We start from the raw sequence: 24964 nt of genomic DNA on the forward strand, positions 1-24964 counted from the left end.
ATCAGCGGCTCGTCGGGGTGATGCCGAGCTTGCGCCCGGCCAGCCCGCGACCGCGGCGGGCCAGCTGACGGGCCACGCCCCGCAGGGCGGTGGCCGCCGGGGAGTCGGGGTGGGACAGCACGACCGGGCGGCCGGTGTCCCCGCCCTCCCGCAGCGTCACGTCCAGCGGCACCTGCCCCAGGAGGGGCACCTCCGCCCCGATGGACCGGCTCAGCGAGTCGGCCACGGCCTGGCCGCCACCGCTGCCGAAGATCTCCTGGCGGCTGCCGTCGGGCAGCTCGAGCCAGGACATGTTCTCCACGACGCCGACGATGCGCTGGTGGGTCTGCAGGGCGATCGACCCGGCCCGCTCGGCCACCTCGGCCGCCGCCTGCTGGGGCGTGGTGACGACGATGAGCTCGCTGCTGGGCAGCAGCTGGGCCACGGTGATGGCGATGTCGCCCGTGCCGGGCGGGAGGTCCAGCAGCAGGACGTCCAGGTCCCCCCAGTAGACGTCGGCCAGGAACTGCTGCATGGCCCGGTGCAGCATCGGGCCGCGCCACACGACGGGCTGGTTGCCCGGGACGAACATGCCGATCGAGATCACCTTCACGCCCCCCGGCTCGGCCACGGGCGGCATGATCATGTCGTCGACCTGGGTCGGCGGGCGCGTCACCCCCAGCATGCGGGGGACCGAGAAGCCGTAGATGTCGGCGTCCACCACGCCCACCCGCAGCCCCTCGGCGGCCAGGGCGGCGGCCAGGTTCACGGTGACCGAGGACTTGCCCACGCCGCCCTTGCCGGAGGCGACGGCATACACCGTCGTGAGGGAGTCGGGACGCGCGAACGGGATGTCACGCTCGGCGGCGCCGCCGCGCAGCTGGTCGCGCAGGGCGCCGCGCTGCTCGTCGCTCATGACGCCCAGCTGCACGTCGACCCCGGTGACGTGCTCGACGCGGGAGACCGCGGCGGTCACGTCCCGGGTGATCGTGTCCTTCATCGGGCACCCGGGCACGGTGAGCAGCACGGTGACCCTGACCCGGCCGTCGTCGCCGACGTCCACGGACTCGACCATCCCCAGGTCGGTGATCGGCTTGCGGATCTCGGGGTCGTCGACCGTGGCGAGGGCAGCGTGGAGGGCGTCGGTGGTGGGGTGGGACATGTCCCCCATGCTAGGCGTCGCGGCGGGGTGCTCCGGTCCCCGGGCCGTCGCCGCCGGGCCCGTCGCCGTCCGTCCTCCCGTCCCGGTCGACCAGCTCCTCCAGGAGGGAGCGCAGCTCGGAGCGCACGAAGTCACGCGTGGCCACCTCGCGCATGGCCAGGCGCAGGGCGGCGACCTCGCGGGTGAGGAACTCGGTGTCGGCCAGGTTGCGCTCGTCCCGGGCACGGTCCTGCTCCATCTGGACCTTGTCCCGGTCGTCCTGCCGGTTGGTGGCCAGCAGGATCAGGGGGGCGGCGTAGGAGGCCTGCAGGCTGAGCATGAGGGTGAGGAAGATGAAGGCGTAGGGGTCGAAGCGCACCGACGGCGGGCCGATGGTGTTCCAGACCACCCACACCGCGACGAAGACGGTCATCCAGACCAGGAAGCGGGCGGTGCCCATGAACCGGGCGAACCGCTCCGCGAAGGCGCCGAAGCTCTCGGGGTCCATCCGGGAGGGCAGCCTCCAGCGCCCCGCCTTGGCCAGCGGCTGGTCGAGGCGGTCGGCGGGGCGGCCCGCCGACCGTTCCCCGCCCCGGTCGCGGCGCAGGGGCTCAGACATCGACGACCTCCGTCACGTCGGCCTCGTCGTCGCGCTCCTCGCGCCAGTCGTCGGGCAGGATGTGGTCCAGCACGTCGTCCACCGTGACCGCGCCGACGAGCCGGCCCTCGGGGTCCACGACCGGGAGGGCGACGAGGTTGTAGGTGGCCAGCGCCCGGGTGACCTCGCCGAGGCTGGCCTGCGGGGTGACCGGGTCGAGGTCGTCGAGCACGGAGCCGACCGGCTGGTGGGGGGCCTCGCGCAGCAGCCGCTGGATGTGCACGCTGCCGAGCAGCCGCCCGGTGGGGGTCTCGTGCGGGGGACGGGTGACGTAGACCAGCGAGGCGATCGCCGGGTGCAGCTCCTCACGGCGCACCAGGGCCAGCGCCTCGGCGATGCTGGCGTCCGGGCCGAGGATGACCGGTTCGGTGGTCATCAGACCGCCCGCGGTGTTCTCGTCGTAGGTGAGCAGCCGGCGCAGGTCGGCCGCCTCGTCGGGCTCCATCAGCTGGAGCAGCTCCTCCTGGGTGGCGGCCGGGAGGTCGGCGAGCAGGTCGGTCGCGTCGTCGGGCTGCATGACCTCCAGGACGTCGGCCGCGCGCTCGGCCGCCAGGTGGGTCAGGATCTCCAGCCGGTCGTCGTCCGGGAGCTCCTCCAGCACGTCGGCCAGCGTCTCGTCGTCGAGGGCGTCGGCGACCTCCGAGCGGCGCTTGGGGCTCAGCCCGTGGATCGCCTCGGCCAGGTCCTGGGGCTTGAGGTCCTCGTAGGCCTCGAGCAGGGCGGTGGCCGCCTGCGCGGGTCCGGTGTCCTGCAGCCCCTCCACCTGCTCGGGGTCGACGAGCAGGGTCTCGCCCCGTCGGCGGCCGAGCCGCAGCCCCCGGACGGGACGCTGCGGCATACCACGGCGCACGAACAGCTTGCTCAGGCGCCAGTCGCCGCTGCGCTGCCGGTCCATCGCGATGTCCTCCACCACCGCGGGCTCGCGCCGGCCGTCCTCGACGATCGCGACCTGCCGGTCGAAGAGCTCGCCCACGACGAGCGTCTCGCCCGGGCGCTGCTGGAAGCGCCGCATGTTCACCAGGCCGGTGGTGATGACCTGGCCCGCGTCGATGGCGGTCACCCGGGTGATCGGGACGAAGACCCGCCGTCGCCCGGGCACCTCCACGACCAGGCCGATGACGCGCGGTCCCTGGCCCCCGACGCGGCCGGAGAGCGTGACCAGGACGTCTCGCACCCGACCCACCTCGTCGCCCAGGGGGTCGAAGACGCTCATCCCGTTCAGCCGGGCGACGAAGACGCGGGGAGTGCTCACCGGGGCAGGATACCGACCCGGGAGGTCCGGCCCGGGCCGTCGGACGGCGCGGGCCGGCGGTCCGGAGGTCCGGGTGCGGGGTGGGCGCTCCGTTCGCGGCGCGGGGCGGCCGGGGGGCACAATGGCGTGGTGACCTCACCAGCCGCAGCGAACCGACCCGGCCCCGTGCTGGCCCTGGAGTACCCGAGGAGCCTGGGGGTCCACGACTCCTACGAGGAGGCGCAGGGCGTCGTCGACTACCTGTCCGACCAGGAGTTCCCGGTCGACCAGTGCATGATCGTCGGGACCGACCTCAAGCAGGTGGAGCGGGTCACGGGACGGCTGACGACCGGTAGGGTCGCGTTGGGCGGTGTCGCGTCGGGCGTGTGGCTCGGCCTGTTCGTCGGCCTGATCTTCGCGCTGTTCGCCCCGACCGGGGACGCGCTGGTCACGGTCCTGGGTGCGGTCGCCTTCGGTGCCTTCTTCGGCGTGGTGTGGGCGCTCATCGGGTACGCCATGACCCGGGGACGCCGCGACTTCGTCTCGGTGACCCAGGTGGTGGCCACACGCTACGAGGTCCTGACCGAGCACAAGCACGCCGAGCGTGCCCGGGAGCTGCTCGACCAGCGCCCGGGGGCTCCCCTCGGCTAGCGCCGTCGGCCGGGGGCTCACCCCGGCTGGGGCCGCTCGCCTCCGTCGCGCACCCAGGCCTCGACCTCGTCGGGGGTCCGGGGGAGCATGACCGAGAGGTTGCGGTACCCGTCGGCGGTGATGACCACGTCGTCCTCGATCCGCACCCCGATGCCCCGCAGCTCCGGCGGGACCCGCAGGTCCTCGGACTTGAAGTACAGCCCCGGCTCGACGGTGAGCACCATGCCCTCGCGCAGCTCCCCGTCGCCGTAGTCCTCACGCAGCGCCAGCGCGCAGTCGTGGACGTCGATCCCCAGGTGGTGGCTGGTGCCGTGCACCATCCAGCGGCGGTGGAACTGGCCCTCCTGCGCGTCCAGCGTCTCCTCGAGCGTGACGCCCTCGGGGAGCAGTCCCCACTCCAGCAGGTACCGGGCGACCACCTCGATCGCGGCCGCGTGCACGTCCTTGAACCGGTTGCCGGGGCGGCAGGCGGCCAGGCCGGCCTCCTGGGCCTCGAGCACGGCCTCGTACACCCGCCGCTGCGCGGGGGTGAAGGTCCCGTCGACGGGCACGGTGCGGGTGACGTCGGCGGTGTAGAGGCTGTCGAGCTCCACCCCGGCGTCCAGGAGCAGCAGCTGGCCCGGCTCCAGGTCCCCGGTGTTGCGGATCCAGTGCAGCGTGGTCGCGTGCTCGCCGGCGGCGGCGATGGAGTCGTAGCCCACGCCGTTCCCGGCGTGGCGGGCGTGCAGGCCGAACACGCCCTCCACCCAGCGTTCCCCGCGGCCCCGGGCGACCGCCTCCGGCAGCTGGGCCACGACCGCGTCGAAGGCCCGGGCGGTGGCCTCCACCGCCTCCTCCATCTGGCGGACCTCCCAGTCGTCCTTGACCAGACGCTGCGTGGACAGGGACCGGGCGAGGGCCAGGTCGGCCTCGTGCGCGGCCTCCAGGTCCTGGTGGGCGAGGGCTCCGCTGCGTCCTCGCACGCCGTCGACCAGGGCGGTCACCTCCCGGTCCGCGTCGCGCACGACCCGCAGGGTCAGGCCGCCGGCACCCAGGTCCTTGGCCAGCGCGTCCTCCAGCTCACCGAGGTGGCGGGTGGTCACGCCCAGCTCGGCCGCGGCGGAGGCCAGCGTGGGACGGGCGCCCACCCAGAACTCGCCGACCCGGGAGTCGGCGAAGAACTCGGTGCTGTCGCGGTCGGCCAGCGGCAGGAAGTACAGCACCGGCTCGTGCCCGGCGCCCAGGCCGTCCTCGCCCTCGACGGGCTCCAGGACGAGCACCGCGTCCGGTTCGCGGTCGGCCCCCAGCCCGGTGAGGTGGGCGAAGGCGCTGTGGGGGCGGAAGACGTAGTCGGTGTCGTTGCTGCGCACCTTCAGGCCCCCCGCCGGGACGACCAGCCGCTCCCCGGGGAAGGCGGAGGAGACCACCTCACGGCGCGCTGCGGCATACCTCGCCGCCTCGGTGAGCGCGGGGAGCTCGTCGGTCCGGGGGGCCCAGTCCTGACCCATGAAGGCGCGGAAGGCCTCCCCGGTGGGGCGGTTGCGGTGCTCGGCCTGGTGCTGCTTCTCGCTCACCCGGTCATCGTAGGTGCGGGTGGACGGACGGGGGTGCCGCGCCCCCTACCCTGGGACGGTGAGCGAGAAGGTGGTGCCCGAGGTGTTCGGCGGGGTGACCGGCCCGCAGCAGGTCAGTCCGCGCGAGGTGCGGCCCGCGGGGCGGGTCGGCCGGATGTGGCGCCGGCGGGCGTCCGACGTGGTCCGCAGCGCCTCCCCGCCCACCCTGGCCCTGGGGACCCGGCTCGGTGGCGACGACGCCGTCAGCCAGCGGGAGGCGCGGGCGGTCATCGACCTGGCCCTGCGGGTCGGGGAGGCCATGCTGTCCACGGGCGCCTCGGCCGCCGACTGCGTGGCCTCGGTCCTGCGGCTGGTGACGGCCTACGGCGTGCGGTCGGCCCACATCGACATCACCTTCACCTCGATCACGGTCTCCATCCACCGCGGGCTGCACGAGGACCCGCTCTCGGTGATGCGGGTCATCCCCGGCCGGTCGCCCGACTACTCGCGCCTGGAGGGGGTCCAGGGTCTGGTCGACGACATCGTCCGGACGGCGGAGGGGCCGGGCGAGCCGATCCCCGTCGACGTGGCCAGGGCCCGGCTGACCCGGGTGCTGTCCGCCCCCCACCCCTACCGGCGCTGGGTCGTCACGGTCGGTTTTGCGCTCCTGGCCGTGGGCGTGGTCATGCTCTTCGGCGCCTCTCCCGGCATGTGGGTGGCCGCCGCCGTCTCGGCGACCGTGGTCGACCGGGTGCAGCGGGTGCTCTACGCCACGGGCGTGGCCGCCTTCTTCACCCAGGCGGTGAGCGCCGCCGTGCCGACCACGATCGCGCTCGGCCTGCACTGGCTCGCCTCGATGGACATGCCGGTCCCGGGGGTGGAGTCGCCGTCGCTGGTCGTCATCTCCGGCATCGTGGTCCTGCTCGCCGGCCTGGGCGTGATGGGCGCCGCCCAGGACGCGCTCGACGGCTACTTCGTCACGGCGGGGGCGCGCGGGATGGAGGTGCTGCTCATGACGGGCGGGATCGCGGTGGGGGTCGCGGTCGTCATCGGCACGGCCAACCGGTTCGGGGTCGACATGGAGGTCTCGCCGTTCGTCAGCCTGGGCGGCAACCCCCTCCTGGGCGTGGTCGGGGCGATGCTCGTCGCACTCGGGTTCTGCCTGTCCACCTACTCTGGGCTGCGCACGACCCTCGTGTCGATGGCGGTCGCCGCAGGGGGATGGATCGTCTTCGAGGCCTGCCTGGCCGTGGGCCTGGGCGGTCCCGAGGCGACGGCGGTGGCCTCGACACCGGTGGGCATGGCGGCGTACGCCGCCCACCGCCGGCTGCGGATGCCCGAGCTGGCGGTCGGGACGGCCGGGATCGTCTCGATGCTGCCGGGGCTGTCGGTCTACCGGGCCATCTACCTGATGCTCAGCGACTCCGCGGCCGTCGTCGGCAACGCGGTCCTGCACTTCGTCACCGCGGTCTCGACCGGAACGGCCCTGGCTGCCGGACTGTCCATCGGAGGGTTCCTGGCCCGCCGCAAGCTGGGGCTGGATCTCGCTGCCCAGCGGGCCCGCCGGCGCTCGCGCGGCCGCTACGTCCAGGGCTGACGGGGCGTCGTCGGGCGGGCGGCTCAGTCGGTCCAGGTCCAGGAGGCCAGCATCGCGTCGAGCAGCTCCCCGGCCTCCTCGTCCTGTCCCTCCACGGCAGACAGCGTCACCACGTAGAGGGTCCCGTCGTGGCTGACCCAGCGCTGGGTCTGGCGCACGTCCGTACCGTCCACGTCCCGGGTCAGGACGTAGCCCGGGGCCCGGTTGCCGTCCACCTCGGCGGGCTCGAGCAGCTCGTACTCGCCGTCCTCGCCCGCGAGGTCCTCGGCGGTCTGCTCGACGGCCGAGGTGAGGTTGCTGATGTACTCCTCGCGGGTGATGACGACGTTGGTGAAGAAGTCGTCCGCCTGCTGGGTGTCCTTGACCGCCAGCACGATGCCCGTCTCCTCGCCCTCCGCGAGCTCGCCCGGGTCGACCAGGTCCAGGGCGTCCTCCCAGTCGTCCGGGATCTCAACCTCGAACCCCTCGTCGCCCGAGGCCACGGTCGTCGGTCCGGCCGCGGTGGGCTCCTGGGTCGTCGCCGCCGCGTCGGCGGTGGCCTCCTCCTGGTCACCGGCCGTCCCCGCGGCGGTGTCGGGCGGGGCGGTCGTGGTGGCCGCGTCCTCGCCCGTGGTCGCCGCGGCCTCGTCCTGCGTGGGTGCGGGCCCGGCGCTGACCTCCTCGGTCGCGCTCGGCTGCTCCTCGTTGGTGGGGGCCTCGTCGGCGCACCCGGCCACCAGGGCCAGGGCGAGCAGCGCGGCGGCCGTCGTGCCGACGGCGCGGCGGGGCTGCGACAGGGTCATGGTGCTCCTCGGGTGCGGCCGCGACGTGCGGCGGTGGCGGTGGTCGACCTCCAGTATGACGTGCGCCGCGGCGTACGGTGGGCGGCATGCAACGGTCCCGCCCCGACGCCGTCGTCGACCTGCACGCCCACTCCGACCACAGCGACGGCACCGAGCCGCCGGGCGTCGTCGTGGAGCAGGCCCGGGCCGCAGGGCTGGACGTCGTGGCCCTGACCGACCACGACGTGGTGACCGGGTGGGCGGAGGCGGACGAGGCGGGCCGTCGCGCGGGGGTCTCCGTGGTCCCGGGGATAGAGGTGTCCTGCAGCTGGCGAGGGATCTCGGTGCACCTGCTGGCCTACCTGCCGGACCCGCAGGACGCCGCCCTCGGGGCCGAGCTGGAGGCGAGCCGGCAGAGCAGGGACACCCGGCTGCAGGTGATGATCGAGCGTCTGCGGGCCGACGGCTACCCGGTGAGCGAGGACGAGGTGCGACGGGTGGCCGGCGATGCGGGTGCACTGGGGCGCCCGCACGTGGCCGACGTCCTGGTCCGGGAGGGGGTCGTGGCCACCCGGGACGAGGCCTTCGTGCGCATCCTGTCCTCCACCGGTCCGTACTACGTCACCCACGCGGCGCCGGACCCGGTGGTCGCCACCGGGCTGGTGGTCGCCGCCGGTGGTGCGGCCGTGATCGCCCACCCGTTCGCGGGCAGCCGCGGTCGGGTGGTGGACGACACGGTGGTGGCGGACATGGCGGACGCGGGGATGGTCGGCATCGAGGTCGACCATCGCGACCACGGTCCGCAGGAGCGGGAGCACGCGGCGACCCTGGCGGACCGGCTGGGGCTGCTGCGCACCGGCTCCAGCGACTACCACGGCAGGGGCAAGCAGAACCGGCTCGGGGAGCACACGACCGCCCCGTCCGTGCTGGACCGGATCCTGGCCGCGGGCACGGGGACCCCGCTGCTCGGCGCCCCGCTCTAGAGGACCGGTCCGTCCGCTGGTCAGTCCGTGCCGGCTCCGCCCGCCGCACCGTCCACGCGGGTGGTACGCCGACGCCGGCGCCGGCCCCCTCCGGTCGAGCGCTCGCCGTCCCCGGCCCGCTGGGGGCGTTCCGCGACGGGGTCGGAGCCACGGCCCCGGCCGGCGTCCGACCGTCCCTCGCCCCGTCCTCCCTGTCGACGGCCGCCGCCCGAGCGTCCTGCATCAGAGCGTCCACCGCCGTCGCCGCGGGCAGCCCGGGGTCCGTTCCCACGGGCCCCACGGCCGCCCCGGCCCGGCTCGCCGAGATCCTCCAGCTGCTCGGCGTCCAGTCCCTCCCGGGTCCGCAACGACCGGGGGAGCGTCCCGCGGGTGCCCGCCGGGATGTTGAGCTGCTCGAACAGGTGCGGGCTGGAGGAGTAGGTCTCGTCCGGCTCCGGGTAGCCCAGGTCCAGGGCCTTGTCGATGAGGCTCCAGCGGGGCAGGTCGTCCCAGTCCACGAACGTGATGGCCACGCCCGTGGCACCGGCGCGCCCGGTCCGGCCGATTCGGTGCAGGTAGGTCTTCTCGTCCTCGGGGCACTGGTAGTTGATGACGTGCGTGACCGCCTCCACGTCGATCCCGCGGGCGGCGACGTCGGTGGCGACCAGGACGTCCACCTTGTCGCTGCGGAAGGCCCTCATCGCCTGCTCGCGCGCGCCCTGGCCGAGGTCGCCGTGGATCGCCGCGGCCGCGAACCCGCGGTCCATCAGCTCGTCGGCCACCTTGGCGGCCGTGCGCTTGGTGCGGGTGAAGATGATGGTGCGCCCGCGGCCCTCGGCCTGCAGGATCCGGGCCACCATCTCGATCTTGTCCATGGCGTGCGCCCGGTAGGCGAACTGCTCCACGGCCGCCACGGTCTGACGCTGGTCGTCGCCGTCGTCACTCATGGCCCGGATGTGCGTGGGCTGGGTCATGTAGCTGCGCGCCAGGGACACCACGGCGCCCGGCATCGTGGCGCTGAAGAGCATGGTGTGGCGACCTGCCGGCGTCAGGGCGAGGAGCTTCTCCACGTCGGGCAGGAAGCCCAGGTCCAGCATCTCGTCGGCCTCGTCGAGCACGACCGTGCGGGCGTAACCCAGGTCCAGGTGCCCCTTGGCAGCCAGGTCGAGCAACCGGCCCGGGGTCCCGACGACGACCTCGACACCCTTGTGGAGGGCCTCGATCTGCGGTTCGTAGGCCCGGCCGCCGTAGATCGTCAGCACGCGGATGCCGCGACGGACCCCGGCCCTGGCCAGGTCGCCGGACACCTGGACCGCCAGCTCGCGGGTGGGGGCCACGACCAGGGCCTGGGGGGCTCCGCCGCCGGGGAGCTGGTCGGCCCCCTGGTCGCCAGGGGCCAGCACGTGGTGCAGGATCGGCAGCCCGAAGCCCAGCGTCTTGCCCGTCCCGGTCTTGGCCTGGCCGATGATGTCGTGCCGCGCCAGGGCCACGGGCAGGGTCATCGACTGGATGGGGAAGGGGTGCGTGATCCCGCCGTCGGCCAGCGCGGCCACGATGTCGGGATGGATGCCGAAGTCGGCGAAGGTGCGGTCGTCCTGCAAGGGTCTCTTCCGATCGGTGGGTGCGGTCCGTACCACGGGGTATGCCGTGGTACGGGTCGTACGGAGCCGATCGGGACTGTTCTTGGGGAGCCGGGCGACGCGCCCGACGAGAGCAACCGTGCCAGGCACGGCCGACCGGTCACCGGTCCAACGGCCCCAGCGTAGCGGACCGGGATCCCGGACCGGAGCCGACGAGGCAGCCGGCCTCCCCGTCCGGGTCTATGGGACGGATGAGACAGAGAGGCCGCACGCACGACGGCGCCCCTCCGAGGAGGGGCGCCGTGCGGTGCGGTCGAACCGCGGTCCGGGACGGTCCAGCCGTCCGACGTGGGTCGGGGTCAGCGACCGACGCGGTTGTTCGTGCTCTCGCGCCCGGTGATCGCGCCGTACGCGAGCACCACGATGATGGCGCCGATGACGCCCAGGATGATCCCCCAGAAGTTCAGCAGACCGCCGTCGTAGTTGAAAACCAGCGAACCGAGGAACGACCCGAGCAGGGCACCGACGGCGCCGAGCAGGATGGTCATCGGGATCGAGATGTTCTGCTTGCCCGGGAGGACGAGGCGGGCCAGCGGGCCGACGATGAGTCCTGCGATGAGCGCGGTGATGATGGTACCGATCATGGTGTACACCTTTCCAAGACGTCCACCCTGGGGACACCCCCGGGATGGTGGTCACGGGCGTACCCGTATGAACCGGCGATCACATTAGTCATTATTCTTCCCAGGGTCCACTCAGGCAGGAAGAACCGGGCCGACCACAGGGGATGGCGGCCTGGCACGACGCGGCGACCCGCGCCTGAGGTCACCGGCCGAAGCCGACGCGACCCTTCTCCTGGGCGCCGATCTCGACGTAGGCCAGGGCCTCGGTGGGCACGAGCACCGTGGCGCCCTTGTCGTCCTCCAGCTCGATGAGCTGGCTGCCGGAGGACAGGGCGTCCGCGACGGTGGCGCGGACCTGCTGCGGGGTGTGGGCCGACTCGAACGCGACCTCGCGGGCCACGTTGCGGATGCCGATGCGGACCTCCACGGGCGATCCTCCTTGCTCGGGGGTATTGGGTGTGGGTCGAGGGTAACCGGCGCTGAGGTCCGTCACGACGGCGGCTGGTCGTCGACCTGCGGGTAGTGGGCGATCCCGCGCCAGGCCAACGTGGTGACCAGCTCCGCGGCCTCCGGGAGCGGGATGCTCGACCCGCCCTCGAACCACTGGCGCGCGGCCGACTGCACCATCCCCACGAGGGTGGTCCCCAGCAGGACGCACTCGGTCCAGCCCAGCGCGGTCTGGTCCCGCAGGACCCGGCCGATCGCCTCGGCGCACCGGCTGCGGGCGTCGTCGAGGATCGCAGCCACAGCGGGATCGGCCCCCATGTCGGAGGCGAAGACGAGCCGGTACCCCGACGCGGGCCGGTCGACGAACTCGAAGTAGGCACGTGCGCAGGCCGCTATGCGTGCTCCGTTGTCGGAGGTCGAGTCCAGGGACCGGGTGATCGTGGCGACCACGTCGTCGGCCACCCGGGCGGCGAGGGCCAGGTAGAGCTCCAGCTTGCTGTCGAAGTGCTGGTAGAGGACGGGCTTGGAGACCCCCGCCCGCTCGGCGATGTCGTCCATCGACGTCGCGTGGTAGCCGTTCTCCGAGAACGCGGCCAGGGCCGCCTCCAGCAGGGTGGCGCGCCGTGCGTCGCGCGGCAGCCGGACCCGGTGGTCGGAGCGGTGGGGGGGTGTCGTCACGACGGCCTCCTGAGCTGGGGTGCGGCCAATCCTAGGGGGCGGGCGCGGGGCCGCCCGGCGAACCGGCCCGCCAGGTGTGTCGGGCTCGGGTGATGAGATGGCGTCCATGTGGGAGGACCGGGACGACCTGACCCAGGGCGACGACGGCCGACGATCCGTCGTCGCGCACCGGGGCGGGGTCCTGCTCGTCACCGGGGCGCCCGGGACGGGCAGGACGACGGCCCTGGTGGATCACGTGCGGCGCAGGATCGCCGAGGGGGCCGATCCGGACGCGTGCCTCGTCCTGGCGCCGACGAGGCAGGCGGCGGCCCGGGTCCGGACCGCCGTCGGCCGCGGGCTCGGCCACACCTACACCGAACCGCTGGCGCGCAGCGCCTCCTCGTTCGCCTTCTCGGTCCTCCGGCTGGCGGCGGCCGCCTCCGAGGGGCCCCCGCCCCGTCTGCTGTCCGGCGCGGAGCAGGACGTGATCCTGCGGGAGCTGTTGGCCGGGCACGCCGTCGACGGGACGGGGCCCATTTGGCCCGAGGAGCTCGCCCCGGCGCTGCCCACGGCGGGTTTCCGGGCTCAGCTGCGCGACCTGCTGATGCGGGCCGTCGAGCGGGGGCTCGAGCCTGAGGACCTGCGCATCCTGGGGGCTCTGCACACCCGCCCGGAGTGGGTGGCGGCGGCCGACGTGCTCGCCGAGTACGACGAGGTCACGGCTCTCTCCGAGCCCGGGGCCTACGACCCCGCGTGGATCTGCACGGCGGCCGCCGACGCCCTGGAGGAGGACCCCGGGCTCCTCGCGCGGATCCGTGACCGGCTCGAGGTCGTCGTGGTGGACGACGCCCAGGAGCTCACCGCCTCCGCCGGACGTCTGGTGGCGGTGGTCCGCGGCGCCGGGACCGACATCGTCCTGGCGGGAGACGCCGACGCCTCGGTCCTGGGTTTCCGCGGCGCGGTCCCGGAGCTCTTCGTCGAGCTGGCCCACGAGCTGCACGCAGACGACCGGCGGGTCCTCCCGGGGGTGGCGCCCACGCTGCCCACGGTCGTCCTGCGGCACCGCTACCGCGGTAACGCCGAGCTCTCGGAGGCCGCCGCCCGGGTCGCCGACCGGGTGGGCGTGGTGCACGGCACGGCGCACCGGCACCCGGAGACCGCCCGGACCTCCCGCCCGCCCGCCGGTGCCGGGCAGGACGGAGGTGGCGGACCCGAGCAGGGGCTCCACCCGCCCGCCGTCCAGGTCGCCCTGGCCCGGAGCCGCGCTCAGGAGGCCGCCCACGTGGCCCGGTGGCTGCGCGAGGCCCACCTCCTCGAGGGTGTCCCCTGGGCGGAGATGGCCGTGGTGGCCCGCTCCGGGGCGCAGCAGGAGTCCGTGCGTCGGGCGTTGGCGTCGGGGGGTGTCCCGGTCCGGCTCGACCGGTCCGGGGTCCCGCTCGGCCAGGACCCGGCGGTCGTGCCGCTGCTGACCGCCTTCGACGTGGCCACCCGTGATCCGGAGGCGCCCTGCCGGGTCCGGGCCGAGGAGGCGGTCCTGCTGCTGACCTCCGCCCTGGGCGGGGTCGACCCGGTCCACCTCCGCCGCCTGCGGCGCCGTGTCCGCCGGGAGGAGATGACTGCCGGGGGCGACCGGTCGGCCGACGAGGTGCTGGCGGACGCGCTGTCCGACGACGACCACCGCCGTGCCCTGCCCTCGGACACACACCCTGACCTGCGCCCGCTGGCCCGACTGGGCCGGGTCCTCGAGGCCGGCCGGGCCGTCCTCCGGGCCGATCCTCCCGGGACCGCTGAGGACGTGCTCTGGGCGGTGTGGGAGGCAGGCGGTCTGGCCCCGGTGTGGACGGAGCAGGCGCACGCCGGGGGAGCGACGGGGGCCCGCGCGGACCGCGACCTGGACGCCGTCATGGTCCTGTTCGGCGCCGCCGAGTCCTACGTCGACCGGCTCCCGGGCAGCTCCCCGCGGGGCTTCCTCGACCACGTCCGCAGCGCCGAGGTCGCCGCCGACAGCCTCGCCGTCGGCGCCCGGGACCGGGAGAGCGTGGAGGTGATCACCCCGCAGGCCGGTGCGGGCCGGCAGTGGCGTCGCGTGGCCGTGGTGGGGGTGCAGGACGGCGTGTGGCCGGACCTGCGGCTGCGGGACACCCTGCTGGGGTCCGAGGCGCTCGTGGACGCAGTGAAGGGCAGGGCCGCGACCGGCCCCGAGGCGGTGCGGGCCGCCCAGGCCCAGGTCCGCGCGGGGGAGCTGCGTCAGTTCCACGTCGCCGTCACCCGCGCGCAGGAGCGGCTGCTCGTCACCGCGGTGTCGAGCACCGAGGACCAGCCCTCCAGCCTGCTCGACCTGGTCCGGCCCGGATATCCGCGGGACCGCCTCGTGACCGTCCCTCCACCGCTGACCCTGAGGGGCATGGTCGGCCAGCTGCGCAGAGAGGCGGTGCGCGCCCAGCGGACCGGCGACCACGGTCGTCGGGACGCCGCGCTCGACGTCCTCCTGAGGCTCGACGCGAGCACGACGCCGGGCACCGACCCCGTCGACTGGTGGGACACCCGGCAGGTCTCGACCGGCCGCCCCCTGGTGCCCGACGGCCCGGTGCGGGTGTCGCCGTCGCACGTGCAGGCCTTCTCGGACTGCTCCCTGCGCTGGTTCCTCACCGGTCGCGGCGGCGAGGACGGACAGGCCGTCAAGGCCGAGATCGGCACCCTCGTCCACGACGTGGTGGCCACCCGGCCGGACGCTGATCTCGACATCCTGCTCGAGGAGCTGGACCGGCGGTGGGCCGACGTGGGGCTGCGGCCCGGGTGGGTCGAGGAGCGCGAGCACCGTCGGGCCCGCGCGATGCTCGTGAAGTACGTCGCCTACGCCTCCGCCGCCTCCTCCGCCGGGCGCACCCTGCTGGGGACCGAGGTGCCGCTCCGCGTGCCGGTGCCGGCCGACGACGCGGCCTGGCGAGACGTGGAGCTGGTGGGTTCCGTGGACCGGCTCGAGCAGGACGGCGAAGGCCGTCTGTGGATCGTGGACCTGAAGACCGGGCGCTCCAAGCCGCCTGCCGCCGACATCGTGGAGCACGCCCAGCTGGGTGCCTACCAGGTGGCGGTGGAGGAGGGCGCCTTCACCGAGCGCGTGGGGTCGGCCCGCAGCGGCGGCGCTCAGCTGGTCCACCTCGGCACGCCGGACAAGACCGTCAGCACCCAGTCGCAGCCTGCCGTGCAGGAGGCGGACGATCCGGCCTGGGCCCGTCGGCTGGTGACGGGCGCCGGCACCGGGATGGCCGGCCACGTCTTCCCGGCCCGGTTGGACGACCAGCGCTGCCGCACCTGCACCGTGCGGTTCTCCTGCCCCCTCCAGCCGGAGGGACAGCAACGATGACGGACCGACCGACCGCCGCGCCCGGCGTGCCCGGGCTTCCGCACCCGCCGCGGTATGGCGCGGACGAGCTGGCGGAGGCGTTGGGCACGGACCGCCCCACGGACGAGCAGAGGGCCGTCGTGGAGTTCGACCTCTCACCGGCGGTGGTGGTCGCCGGCGCGGGATCGGGCAAGACCGAGACGATGGCCTCGCGCGTCATCTGGCTCATCGCGAACGACTACGTCCGGCCGGAGGAGGTGCTGGGCCTGACCTTTACCAGGAAGGCCGCGCACGAGCTGAGCGCGCGCCTGGCCGTCAAGCTCGAGCAGCTGCGCGGCACCGGCCTGTGGCGTCCGGAGTCCTCGTCCGACAGGTCGTACGAGGACGCCTTCGACCTGCCGACCGTCTCCACCTACCACGCCTACGCGGGTCGGCTGGTGGCCGAGCACGGGTTGCGTCTCGGGGTGGAGCCCGACTCCCAGCTGCTGTCCGAGGCCGCCTGCTGGCAGCTGGCGCACGACGTCGTGGCGGGTCACGACGGCGACATGACCGCGACCGAGAAGGCCGAGTCCACCGTCGTGCGGGCCGTCCTGGACCTGGCCGGCGAGCTCGGGGAGCACCTCGTCCAGCCGCACGACGCGCTGGACTGGGTCGAGCGGCTCGCCTCCCGCGTGGCTGCGCTGCCGGGCAAGGGCGGGGGTCGGCCCCTGGCCGTGAGCCGCGACCTGGCGTCGGCGCTCCGGGAGCAGGCGCTGGTCTACCCGCTGGTGCTGCGCTACCGCGAGGCCAAGGCCGAACGTACGTCCCTGGACTTCGGAGACCAGATGGCCCTGGCCGCGCGGCTCGCGCGGGACGTCGAGGCCGTGGCCGCGGGGGAGCGCGCCCGGTACCACGCCGTGCTCCTGGACGAGTTCCAGGACACCTCTGAGGCCCAGATGGTGCTCATGAGCTCGCTGTTCGCCGGCCTCGACCTGCCGATCACCGCGGTCGGCGACCCGCACCAGTCGATCTACGGATGGCGCGGAGCCAGCGCCAGCACCCTCAGCCGGTTCCCGGGCGTCTTCGCCGCGTCGGGCAGGCCGGCGGCCGTGCTGAGCCTGAGCACGTCCTGGCGCAACACGAGGAGCGTGCTCGCGGCCGCCAACGCGGTCGCCGGTGACCTGCAGGCAGCGACGAGGATCCCCGTGCGGACGCTCACACCCTCCCCCTCGGCGGGTCCTGGTCTGGTCGAGGCGGCCCGCCTGGTCGACCACGTCGCCGAGGCCGACCACGTCGCGGCCTGGGTGTCCGAGCACTTCGGTCCGGGGCGCACGGCGGCCGTCCTGTGCCGGGCGCGGGCGCAGTTCCCGGTGCTCGTGGACGCCCTGCGCCGGCGGGGCCTGCCCGTCGAGGTGGTCGGCCTGGGCGGGCTGCTGGACACCCCCGAGATCCTCGACCTCGTCGCCGTCCTGTGGGCGACCCAGGAACCGACCCGCGGCGACCAGGTCATGCGTCTGCTCACCGGGCCGGTCTGCCGCCTGGGGGCGGCGGACGTGGACGCCCTCTGGGCATGGGCCCGGGAGCTGGCCCGGCCGCCCGACGGGGCCGGGAAGGACGGCCGGGAGCACGCCCCGGTCCTGGCCGAGGCGGTGGAGCACCCTCCCACCGTCGACTGGGTGGGACCCCGGGGCCAGCACCTCTCCCCGGAGGGAGCCGACCGCGTCCGTCGTCTGGCCGTCGTCCTGCGGCGACTGCGCTCCCTGGCCGGGCTGGCCCTGCCCGACCTGATCGTCGAGGCGGAGCGGCTGCTCGGTCTCGACCTGGAGGTCGCCGCGGACCCCGACCTGCACCCCGCCTGGGGGCGGGCCCAGCTCGACGCGCTGGCCGACGTCGCCGCCGGGTACGTCGGAAGTGCCGAGCGGGCCACGCTGGGCGGCTTCCTCGACTGGCTCGACGCCGCACGGGAGCACGAGCGGGGCCTGGAGGAGGCGGACGTCCCGGAGCTGGCCGAGGTGCACGTCGACGCCGGGGCCGTGCAGGTCCTGACGGTTCACGCCGCCAAGGGTCTGGAGTGGGACCTCGTCGCCGTGCCCGGCCTGGTGGAAGGCACCTTCCCCTCCGGCCGCGTGCAACCGCGGCCGGAGGTGGGCGGCTGGGTCGTGGGCCCGCGCAAGGACCGGACCTGGCTCACCGGGATCGGTCGGCTGCCGACGCCGCTGCGGGGCGACCGCCAGGACCGGCCGGACCTGGGCTGGGAATCGATGGCCGACACACACGAGCTGCGGGAGGGCCTGGAACAGCTGGCTCTGCAGGGCGGCGCCTACTCCGTCATGGAGGAACGGCGTCTGGCCTACGTCGCCTTCACGCGGGCTCGCCGCCGGATGCTGCTGACGGCCCCCGTGTGGTCGACGGGCAAGCTTCCACGCGTGACCTCCCGGTTCCTCGAGGACGTCCTGGGCGATGCCGACACGTCGGTCAGCACCAGGGAGTGGGCCGAGATGCCGGACCCGGCGGATCCCTCGCAGCACCGCAACCCGCGCCTGGAGGAGGAGGAGACGGCACCCTGGCCGACCACGCCCGACGCCCGCCGGGACGCCGTCAGGGACGTCGCCCGTGCCCTCGTGACGGCCAGGGCGGTCGGCACCGGCGGCGGTCCTGCAGGACCGGAGGTGCCCGAGAAGGCGGAGTGGGACCACCTGGTGGACCTCCTGCTGGCCGAACGGGCCGATCGACGTCCCTCCATCGAGGACGTGCTCCTTCCGGACCACCTGTCCACCTCCGCCGTCGTGGAGCTGTCCAAGGACCCGGTCGCCTTCCTGGCCGCGCTGAGGCGGCCGGTTCCTCGTCGACCTGCTCCGCACGCCCGGCTGGGCACGGCCTTCCACGCGTGGGTGGAGCAGCACTACGCCGCTGCGGCGCTGGTCGACCTGGACGACCTGGAGACCCGGGACGAGGGAGAGGACCCGGGGGAGGAGCTCGAGCGGCTGCAGGAGAACTTCCTGGCCAGCGAGTGGGCCGACCGGGCACCCGTCGCGGTGGAGGTCGCCGTCGAGACCACGGTGGCCGGCCGTCGGGTCAGAGGGCGCCTCGACGCGGTGTTCGGCGACGACGACGGAGGGGTCACCGTGGTCGACTGGAAGACCGGCAGCCCCGGCCCCCCGGAGGCGCAGCAGCACCGGGCCCTCCAGCTGGCCGTGTACCGGCTCGCCTACGCCCGGCTCACCGGACGACCCGAGGCCCAGGTGAGGGCGGCGTTCTTCTACGCCTCCACGGGCACGACCATGCGTCCCGACCTGCCCGGAGAGGTCGCGCTGGAGCGTCTCCTCGCGCAGCTGACGTTCCAGGACGGGGACGCTGCCGGGCGACCCTGACGGTCCGGTGACGCCCGTTCCCTACCGCGGGCCCGCCGGGGGAGTCGTCCGGTCGTCCGCGGCGCGGGCCGGGTCGTCGGGCTCCGCCGGCATGCCGTAGAGCTCGGTCAGCCGGTGCTCGTCGTCCAGCTCCTCGGGGTCCTCCTCCAGCCGCGTCCGCTCGTCGGCCTCCCCGGCGTGCGCCTCGGCGTCCTCCACGGGGTCCGCCTGCACGTCCTCGCCGCCGTCCTCCTCCGGGTCGTCCTCGCCGTCGGCCGTAGGCCCGTCCCCGTCCCCCGCCGCGCCGCGCTCGTCGCCCGCGTCGGGCGTCTCCCTCATGACGTCGCCCGTCTCCTGGCCCGGCTCAGCCTCCGAGGCCGGGACGGTCGCGCCAGCGCTCCCGGCCCTGAGGTGGTCGGGGACCGGCACCTCCATCGTCACGTCGTCGCCGTCCGGCTCCTGGGGGGTCACCTGGTCCGCACCGGCAGGAACCTCGGACACGGGGTGACCCTCCGTGGGCTCGTCCACGTCCACGGCCTCGGGTTCCAGAGACACGGCGGTCCCGGCATCCTCCGGGTCGCGCGAGAGTTCCGCCGGGGTGGTCGATCCACGGGCGGTCACGGGCACCAGGGCGTCGTCGTCCTCGGTCAACCGGTCCATGCGGCGCAGCGCCTCCTCGGTGCGGCGGACGACGTCCGCCCGGTCCTCGGCGACCGCCGCCGCCAGGCCGTGGAGCGCGCGGACCTCGGCGTGCAGTCGCGCTCGCACGTGGAGGTAGGGATCCGGTCGCTGCGCGCGGGCCAGGGTGTAGCTCTCCAGCACCGACCGCCACGCCTGGGGGGACGCCTGGGCGCACAGCTCGGCCAGGTCGACGGCGGGGTCGGAGACCGCCGCCTCCTCCCAGCCGGTCACCGCCACCACCCGGCCGGTGGCGGCGTCGTCGTCGGTGAAGGTCACCAGCACCGTGCTTCCCCGGAAGCGGCCGTGGACCGGGGTGGTCGCGAACTGCCACAGCGGTGCGGCGTCGAAGGCCTCCTCCCACCGGGCCAGCAGCCCGGTCGGCACCCGGCCGGTCTCCGCGGCCCGGTCCACCTGCGTGATCAGCCGCTGCCGGCAGCCGGCCGCGTCCAGGACGGGTACGTCCTGCTCCTCGAAGGCCCCCCGGGGGATGTTGTGCACCGCGGCCACAGCCCGGGCCAGAGCGGCGGCCAGACCGGGTCCGGCCGGCACCCGGCGGAGGTCGACCGGCGACCCGTCCACGAACGGGTACACGGCGGCCCGGCCGTCCGGACCCACGTCGGCGTACCCCACGGGTGCCGGCACCTTGAAGGGCACGTGCCGGGACAGCTGCCGGACCAGCTCGTCGTGCTGCTGCAGCCGGGCCCCTGCCACCGGGCTCAGCGGCGCGCGGACGAGCCACCGGCGTCCTGTGGTGTCCTCGACCAGGGCCTGCTGGTGCTCCTCCGGGGAGTCGTCGTCGGCCGGGCCGATCGCCGCCACCGCCACGGGCTTCATCCCGGGGACGGCGGCACTGGCGAGGGCGGCCAGGGCCAGGTCGCTGCGCATCACGGGATCCACCGTATGCGGTGGCCGCCCCGCAGCCCCGCAGGCTGGGCGGTACGTCCCGGGACGGTCGGTCCGGCCACCTACAGTGGCCGGGTGAGCCCGCCCGACGAGACCCTGCTCGACCTGGCGCTGTCCCGTTCCACGGTGCCCAGGTCGGCCCACGAACGTGCGGACGCGGCCACCCTCGAGCGGGCCCTGGCCGACAGCGGTACCCGCGTGGTGGACCTGCTCGAGGGGCGGGCGCGGGTCGTCTCCGGCCCGTCGGCCCGGCTCGCGCTGCGCGCGCCGCGGGACGAGGACGCCGGGCGGACCCCCTGGTTCCTCGGTCGGCACGGGGGAACGGCATACCTCGCGGTCGACCTGGGCGTCGCCGAGGAGGACGGAGCCGGTGCGCACGTCGACGGTGCGCAGCACCAGGAGTGGGCCTCCCTCCGGGAGGTCGGGGCCGACCTGGACGACCTGGAGGCGGGCCTGCTCACGACGGCCACCGCCCTGCACGGCTGGCACCGTACCCACCGGCACTGCCCCCGGTGCGGGGACACGACGGACGTGGTGCAGGCGGGGTGGGTCCGCCGCTGCCGGCGGGACGGTTCGGAGCACTACCCGCGGACCGACCCGGCCGTGATCATGGCCGTCGTCGACGACGCGGACCGGCTGCTCCTCGCCACGGGACGGCCGTGGCCCGACGGCCGCGTCTCGGTGCTCGCCGGCTTCGTGGAGGCGGGGGAGACCCTGGAGGCCGCCGTCGCCCGAGAGGTCCACGAGGAGGTGGGGGTCGAGGTGACGGACGTGCAGTACCGCGGGAACCAGCCGTGGCCCTTCCCCGCCTCGCTCATGCTCGGCTTCCGCGCCCGGGCGGCGACGGTCGCCCTCACGGTCGACCCCGTCGAGCTCAGGTATGCCGCGTGGTACACCCGGGAGGAGCTGCGGACGCGCGTCCAGGAGGGCACGCACACCCTGCCCTCCCGCGTCTCGATCGCCCGTGTCCTCATCGAGGAGTGGCTTGGCGGCCCGGTCGACGCGCCTCCGGGGAGGGACGACCGATGACCCGGCCAGCGGCCGACCGATCGCCGGAGGACCTGCTGGCGGGCCTGGACCCCGAGCAGCGTCAGGTCGCCGGGAACCCCACCGGCCCGATGGTCGTCCTGGCCGGGGCCGGGACGGGCAAGACACGGGCGATCACCCACCGCATCGCCTACGGCGTGGCCACCGGTGCCTACCACCCCGGGCGCGTGCTGGCCGTGACCTTCACCGCCCGTGCGGCGGGGGAGATGCGTACCCGGCTGCGGAGCCTCGGGGTCCCCTCCGTGCAGGCGCGGACGTTCCACGCCGCCGCGCTGCGCCAGCTGCAGTTCTTCTGGCCGCAGGCCGTCGGCGGGGCTCCGCCGGACGTCGTGGCACAGAAGGTCCCCCTGGTGGTCGAGGCCACCGGCCGGCTGCGGCTCCGGCTGGACCGGGCGGGCCTTCGGGACGTCGCCGCGGAGATCGAGTGGGCAAAGGTGAGCATGCTGACCGCCGAGGGCTATCCGGCGGCGGCCAGGGCCGAGGGCCGCCAGCCCGCGGGGCTGGACGCGACCGCGATGGCCCGGGTGCTGGAGGTGTATGCGGAGGTGTGTGCCGAGCGGCACGTCATCGACTTCGAGGACGTCCTGCTGCTCACCGTGGGCCTGTTGGACGAGCATCCCCAGGTGGCCGCCCAGGTGCACCAGCAGTACCGCCACTTCGTGGTCGACGAGTACCAGGACGTCAACCGGCTCCAGCAGCACCTCCTGGAGCAGTGGGTGGGACAGCGGGCGGACCTGTGCGTCGTGGGTGATCCCGCCCAGTCCATCTACTCCTTCACCGGGGCCTCCGCCGACCACCTGCTCTCCTTCTCCCAGCGACACCAGGACGCGCGCACGGTCCGTCTCGTCCGCAACTACCGCAGCTCCCCGCAGGTGGTCCACCTGGCCAATCTGGTGCTGGGTGGGGGTCGACGCTCCGGTGGCCGCCCGGACGGGGAGGCCCCGCCGACCCCGGGCCGCGGTGCGACGGTGGAGCTCGTCGCCCAGGCGGCGGACGGTCCGGAACCCACGCTGACGGCCTACGACGACGACGAGGCGGAGGCGCGGGGGGTGGCTCACCGCGTCGCCACGCTCATGGGGGAGGGCGTACCCGCCAGCGAGATCGCGGTCCTCTACCGGACCAACAGCCAGTCGGAGGCCGTCGAGTCCGCGCTGGCCCAGGCCGGTGTCCCCTACCTGGTTCGGGGCGGGGAGCGCTTCTTCTCCCGGGCCGAGGTCCGCTCGGCGGTCCTGCTGCTCCGCGGCGCGGTGCGGTCCGACGACGGGTCCTCGGGCCTAGGGGAGAACGTCCGGGCCGTGCTCTCCGGTGCCGGCTGGTCCCCGGAGCCGCCCCCGGGCGGAGGAGCCACCCGGGAACGGTGGGAGAGCCTGCAGGCGATCGCCCTGCTCGCCGACGACCTGGAACGCTCCTCGCCGGGGGCCCGGACCGCCGAGCTGGTCGCCGAGCTCGACCGCCGGGCCGCGGAGCAGCACGCCCCCACCGTCCAGGGCATCACCCTGGCCTCCCTCCACGCCGCCAAGGGCCTGGAGTGGGACGCCGTGCTGCTGATCGGCTGCAGCGAGGGGCTGCTGCCCATCACGCTGGCCGACAGCCCCGAACGGGTGGAGGAGGAGCGTCGTCTGCTCTACGTGGGAGTGACCCGGGCACGACGTCACCTCGACCTGAGCTGGGCGGGGTCGCGGTCCGCGGGCGGACGGTCGACCCGGAAGGTCTCCCGGTTCCTGGCGCCGGCCGCCCCGGTGCTCGGCGGGTCGGCCGCCGGCCCGTCGGGCGGACGCTCCAGGGGCCGACGCGCGGCGTCCGGCTCGCGGACCCCCCGGACCTGCCGCACCTGCGGCACGCTGCTCTCCGGGGCGGGGGAGCGCAAGATCGGTCGGTGCTCGCAGTGCCCTCCGACCTACGACGAGGCGACGTTCGAGCAGCTGCGCCAGTGGCGGCTGGAGGTCGCCCGGTCCTCGGGCGTGCCGGCCTTCGTGGTGTTCACCGACGCGACGCTGACGGCCATCGCGGAGACCGACCCCGTCGACCCGGCAGGGCTGCGTGCCATCTCGGGTGTCGGTGAGCGCAAGCTCGACCTCTACGGGCAGGGCGTCCTGGACGTGCTCCGACAGGCCCGTGAGGCCGGTCCGGGGCCCGGCGGCACCGCCCCGGTCTGACCTGCGCAGGTCCGTCGCAGGAAAAAACCGTTGCCAGGGCGGACGGTTCGTCCTAGAGTTGTTCGGGTCCAGCCCACGGCAGGTCCGTGGGGTCCAGCGCAGACGGAAGGAGGGTGGCCAGCATGAAGACGATCGTCCTCGGTCACGGCGACCTCGACGTCGCGGCACGCCCCTCCGGCGCGGCCGCCCGGCGGTCCGTCCTGCGCCCGTGGGAAAGCTCTGTCCTCGGAGCCTTCGCCGGCGGACGCACGGAGCGTCCCACCGCCACCCTGCCCACCGACCCCACCCTGGACCAGACCGCTCACCGGACCACGTAGGCCGACCGCCTGCCGACCTCCGGCCGCGAGTCCTCGTCCGAGGGCCCGCGGCCGTTCTGCTGTCCACCTCCTTTCGCGCGGAGGGCGGCGCGGACGCGGGGCCACCGCCCAGGAGCACCCCGATGTCGAGCCCCCCGCCTGGCCTCACCCAGGACGACCACCGCACCCGCCCGTCGAGCCACCCCACCCGCCCGTCGAGCCACCCCACCAGCCCGTCCGAGGAAGGACCTGCCGTGTCCGGCGCACCGACCACCGCGACCCTCGCCACCACGACCCTCGCCACCACGACCAGCTGCTCGGACGCCACCAGCGGCACGCGCCCGGTCCTGGAGGACCTGCCCTGCCGTCGTCACCCGGCCGACCTGTGGTTCGCCGAGCTTCCCCAGGAGGTGGAGCTCGCCAAGGAGCTCTGCGGCGACTGCCCGATCCGTCAGGCGTGCCTGACCGAGGCCCTGCGCCGGGCGGAACCCTGGGGCGTGTGGGGCGGCCAGCTCGTGCTGCAGGGCAAGGTCGTGGCCCGCAAGCGCCCCCGCGGCCGTCCGCGCAAGGACGAGGTGGCAGCCTAGCCCCAGCCCGAGCCCGAGCCCGAGCCCCCGGCCGGCCAGCCGGTGTGCCACGGGCAGCGGTGATGGGTCGCCCACCGTCTCAGGACCACGTGCGGCGGGTGCGGGCCGACCTCGTGGGAGAGGCCAGGCTGCACGGGACGGCCCTCCCGGATCGCGTCCACGAGAAGCAGGACCAGACCCTCGACCGCCGCCTGCAGGGACTCCGGGACCGGGGAGGGGGAGATCTGCTCGACCGGGTGGCCGAGATGCGTCGCCACGAGCGGCCAGTGCGCGTCGCGGTCGCACCGGTGCAGGTCCAGGCAGTGCAGACAAGGACCCTCGGGGGTGGTGACCGGCCCGACGACGACCCTGCGCGGCTGCACCACCACGGGCAGGAGCGTCCGCCCGGACCGGGCGGCGGCGAGTCCGACCTCCGGCGGCACGACGTGCTGGTGGACCACCACCTCGAGCAGCGCTCCGGCCGGGCCCGCAGGCGCGGCACCTCCCAGCGAGAGGCGCAGACGCCGGGCGAGCGGCCCCGCACCACGGACCTGCACCTGTGGACCGCCGTCGGACGCGTCGCGTGGGCCGGTGGCCAGCGCGGCAGCCACCCTGCGGGCGGTGTGCGCCCACGGCCCCGGCGTCGTGCGGCTCCGGGGCGACCCGCCCTCGACCGCGCCGCCCGGGCCGCCGTCCACGACGACGGCCCCCGGCCCCACCCCGACCCGCCAGCGGGCGCCCCTCCTCGAGGCGGGCAGGGGGACCGCACCGTCGGCCAGGGGTCGGTCGCCGTCGCGCATGCGGACACCCTGCCACCGCCGCGT

The 24964-nt window shown here is 74.7% G+C and carries 20 protein-coding genes; 9 read left to right on the plus strand and 11 right to left on the minus strand.

What is annotated here, in order from left to right; genetic code table 11:
• Nucleotide 1 precedes the first annotated feature (1 nt).
• Genes ACWHYA_RS09165 through ACWHYA_RS09175 form a run of 3 tightly spaced genes read right to left on the minus strand, consistent with a single transcriptional unit; the run spans nt 2 to nt 3030 of the window.
• The gene (locus ACWHYA_RS09165; RefSeq protein ID WP_425941708.1) at nt 2-1141 is read right to left on the minus strand and encodes an Mrp/NBP35 family ATP-binding protein; all 1140 of its coding nucleotides are present in this window, start codon (nt 1139-1141) and stop codon (nt 2-4) included.
• 10 nt (nt 1142-1151) lie between these two features.
• Complete coding sequence (locus ACWHYA_RS09170) at nt 1152-1739, minus strand: DUF1003 domain-containing protein (protein WP_425941706.1); 588 nt, start codon at nt 1737-1739, stop codon at nt 1152-1154.
• The gene (locus ACWHYA_RS09175; protein WP_425941704.1) at nt 1732-3030 is read right to left on the minus strand and encodes a magnesium transporter MgtE N-terminal domain-containing protein; all 1299 of its coding nucleotides are present in this window, start codon (nt 3028-3030) and stop codon (nt 1732-1734) included. The genes ACWHYA_RS09170 and ACWHYA_RS09175 overlap by 8 nt, the downstream gene beginning before the upstream one ends.
• Nucleotides 3031-3159: 129 nt before the next feature.
• Between ACWHYA_RS09175 and ACWHYA_RS09180 the strand changes: the two genes are divergently transcribed.
• Nucleotides 3160-3660, plus strand: coding sequence for a general stress protein (locus ACWHYA_RS09180; RefSeq protein ID WP_425941702.1), 501 nt, complete (start codon nt 3160-3162; stop codon nt 3658-3660).
• A 17-nt stretch (nt 3661-3677) separates the two neighbouring features.
• Here the strand turns inward: ACWHYA_RS09180 and ACWHYA_RS09185 are convergent, their stop codons facing one another.
• On the minus strand, nt 3678-5213 hold the full coding sequence (locus ACWHYA_RS09185; RefSeq protein WP_425941700.1) for an aminopeptidase P family protein: 1536 nt from the start codon (nt 5211-5213) through the stop codon (nt 3678-3680).
• 58 nt (nt 5214-5271) lie between these two features.
• Between ACWHYA_RS09185 and ACWHYA_RS09190 the strand changes: the two genes are divergently transcribed.
• The gene (locus tag ACWHYA_RS09190) at nt 5272-6789 is read left to right on the plus strand and encodes a threonine/serine exporter family protein (protein WP_425941698.1); all 1518 of its coding nucleotides are present in this window, start codon (nt 5272-5274) and stop codon (nt 6787-6789) included.
• Between the two features lie 23 nt (nt 6790-6812).
• Here ACWHYA_RS09190 and ACWHYA_RS09195 read toward each other — a convergent pair whose 3' ends face one another.
• Nucleotides 6813-7571 (minus strand): hypothetical protein, encoded by a 759-nt coding sequence (locus ACWHYA_RS09195; RefSeq protein WP_425941697.1) that lies wholly within the window; start codon nt 7569-7571, stop codon nt 6813-6815.
• Nucleotides 7572-7657: 86 nt separating this feature from the next.
• Here ACWHYA_RS09195 and ACWHYA_RS09200 point away from each other — a divergent pair, with 86 nt between their 5' ends.
• Nucleotides 7658-8533, plus strand: coding sequence for a PHP domain-containing protein (locus ACWHYA_RS09200; protein ID WP_425941696.1), 876 nt, complete (start codon nt 7658-7660; stop codon nt 8531-8533).
• A gap of 20 nt (nt 8534-8553) precedes the next feature.
• Here the strand turns inward: ACWHYA_RS09200 and ACWHYA_RS09205 are convergent, their stop codons facing one another.
• The 4 genes from ACWHYA_RS09205 to ACWHYA_RS09220 form a co-directional block, all read right to left on the minus strand.
• On the minus strand, nt 8554-10113 hold the full coding sequence (locus ACWHYA_RS09205) for a DEAD/DEAH box helicase (RefSeq protein ID WP_425941694.1): 1560 nt from the start codon (nt 10111-10113) through the stop codon (nt 8554-8556).
• 338 nt (nt 10114-10451) lie between these two features.
• Entirely contained in the window at nt 10452-10736 is a 285-nt protein-coding gene (locus ACWHYA_RS09210; protein WP_425941692.1) for a GlsB/YeaQ/YmgE family stress response membrane protein, read from the minus strand.
• Between the two features lie 181 nt (nt 10737-10917).
• Nucleotides 10918-11142 carry a DUF3107 domain-containing protein gene (locus ACWHYA_RS09215; RefSeq protein WP_425941690.1) on the minus strand — a complete coding sequence of 75 codons (225 nt, stop codon included), beginning with the start codon at nt 11140-11142 and terminating at the stop codon, nt 10918-10920.
• Between the two features lie 62 nt (nt 11143-11204).
• Nucleotides 11205-11840, minus strand: coding sequence for a TetR/AcrR family transcriptional regulator (locus ACWHYA_RS09220; RefSeq protein ID WP_425941688.1), 636 nt, complete (start codon nt 11838-11840; stop codon nt 11205-11207).
• A gap of 97 nt (nt 11841-11937) precedes the next feature.
• Here ACWHYA_RS09220 and ACWHYA_RS09225 point away from each other — a divergent pair, with 97 nt between their 5' ends.
• Together ACWHYA_RS09225 and ACWHYA_RS09230 are read left to right on the plus strand one after the other, a co-directional pair.
• Nucleotides 11938-15183 carry an ATP-dependent helicase gene (locus ACWHYA_RS09225; protein WP_425941686.1) on the plus strand — a complete coding sequence of 1082 codons (3246 nt, stop codon included), beginning with the start codon at nt 11938-11940 and terminating at the stop codon, nt 15181-15183.
• Nucleotides 15180-18512: an ATP-dependent helicase gene (locus tag ACWHYA_RS09230; protein WP_425941684.1), complete on the plus strand. Its 3333-nt coding sequence runs from the start codon at nt 15180-15182 to the stop codon at nt 18510-18512. The genes ACWHYA_RS09225 and ACWHYA_RS09230 overlap by 4 nt, the downstream gene beginning before the upstream one ends.
• Before the next feature lie 21 nt (nt 18513-18533).
• Here ACWHYA_RS09230 and ACWHYA_RS09235 read toward each other — a convergent pair whose 3' ends face one another.
• Nucleotides 18534-20057, minus strand: a complete 1524-nt coding sequence (locus tag ACWHYA_RS09235) for a phosphotransferase (RefSeq protein ID WP_425941849.1) — start codon at nt 20055-20057, stop codon at nt 18534-18536.
• A gap of 93 nt (nt 20058-20150) precedes the next feature.
• Between ACWHYA_RS09235 and nudC the strand changes: the two genes are divergently transcribed.
• The 4 genes from nudC to ACWHYA_RS09255 all read left to right on the plus strand — a co-directional run bounded on the left by nudC (nt 20151) and on the right by ACWHYA_RS09255 (nt 24161).
• A complete protein-coding gene (gene nudC / locus ACWHYA_RS09240) occupies nt 20151-21104 on the plus strand; it encodes an NAD(+) diphosphatase (RefSeq protein ID WP_425941682.1) in 954 nt (317 codons plus the stop codon).
• Nucleotides 21101-23278 (plus strand): ATP-dependent DNA helicase UvrD2, encoded by a 2178-nt coding sequence (locus ACWHYA_RS09245; protein ID WP_425941680.1) that lies wholly within the window; start codon nt 21101-21103, stop codon nt 23276-23278. The genes nudC and ACWHYA_RS09245 overlap by 4 nt, the downstream gene beginning before the upstream one ends.
• 122 nt (nt 23279-23400) lie before the next feature.
• The gene (locus ACWHYA_RS09250) at nt 23401-23595 is read left to right on the plus strand and encodes a hypothetical protein (RefSeq protein WP_425941678.1); all 195 of its coding nucleotides are present in this window, start codon (nt 23401-23403) and stop codon (nt 23593-23595) included.
• Between the two features lie 326 nt (nt 23596-23921).
• The gene (locus tag ACWHYA_RS09255; protein WP_425941847.1) at nt 23922-24161 is read left to right on the plus strand and encodes a WhiB family transcriptional regulator; all 240 of its coding nucleotides are present in this window, start codon (nt 23922-23924) and stop codon (nt 24159-24161) included.
• On the opposite strand, the gene ACWHYA_RS09260 is transcribed toward ACWHYA_RS09255, so the two are convergent.
• A complete protein-coding gene (locus ACWHYA_RS09260; protein ID WP_425941676.1) occupies nt 24158-24940 on the minus strand; it encodes a hypothetical protein in 783 nt (260 codons plus the stop codon). The two genes, ACWHYA_RS09255 and ACWHYA_RS09260, sit on opposite strands and share 4 nt — an antisense overlap.
• Nucleotides 24941-24964 lie beyond the last annotated feature (24 nt).

The organism is Ornithinimicrobium carbonis (genome assembly GCF_977012275.1).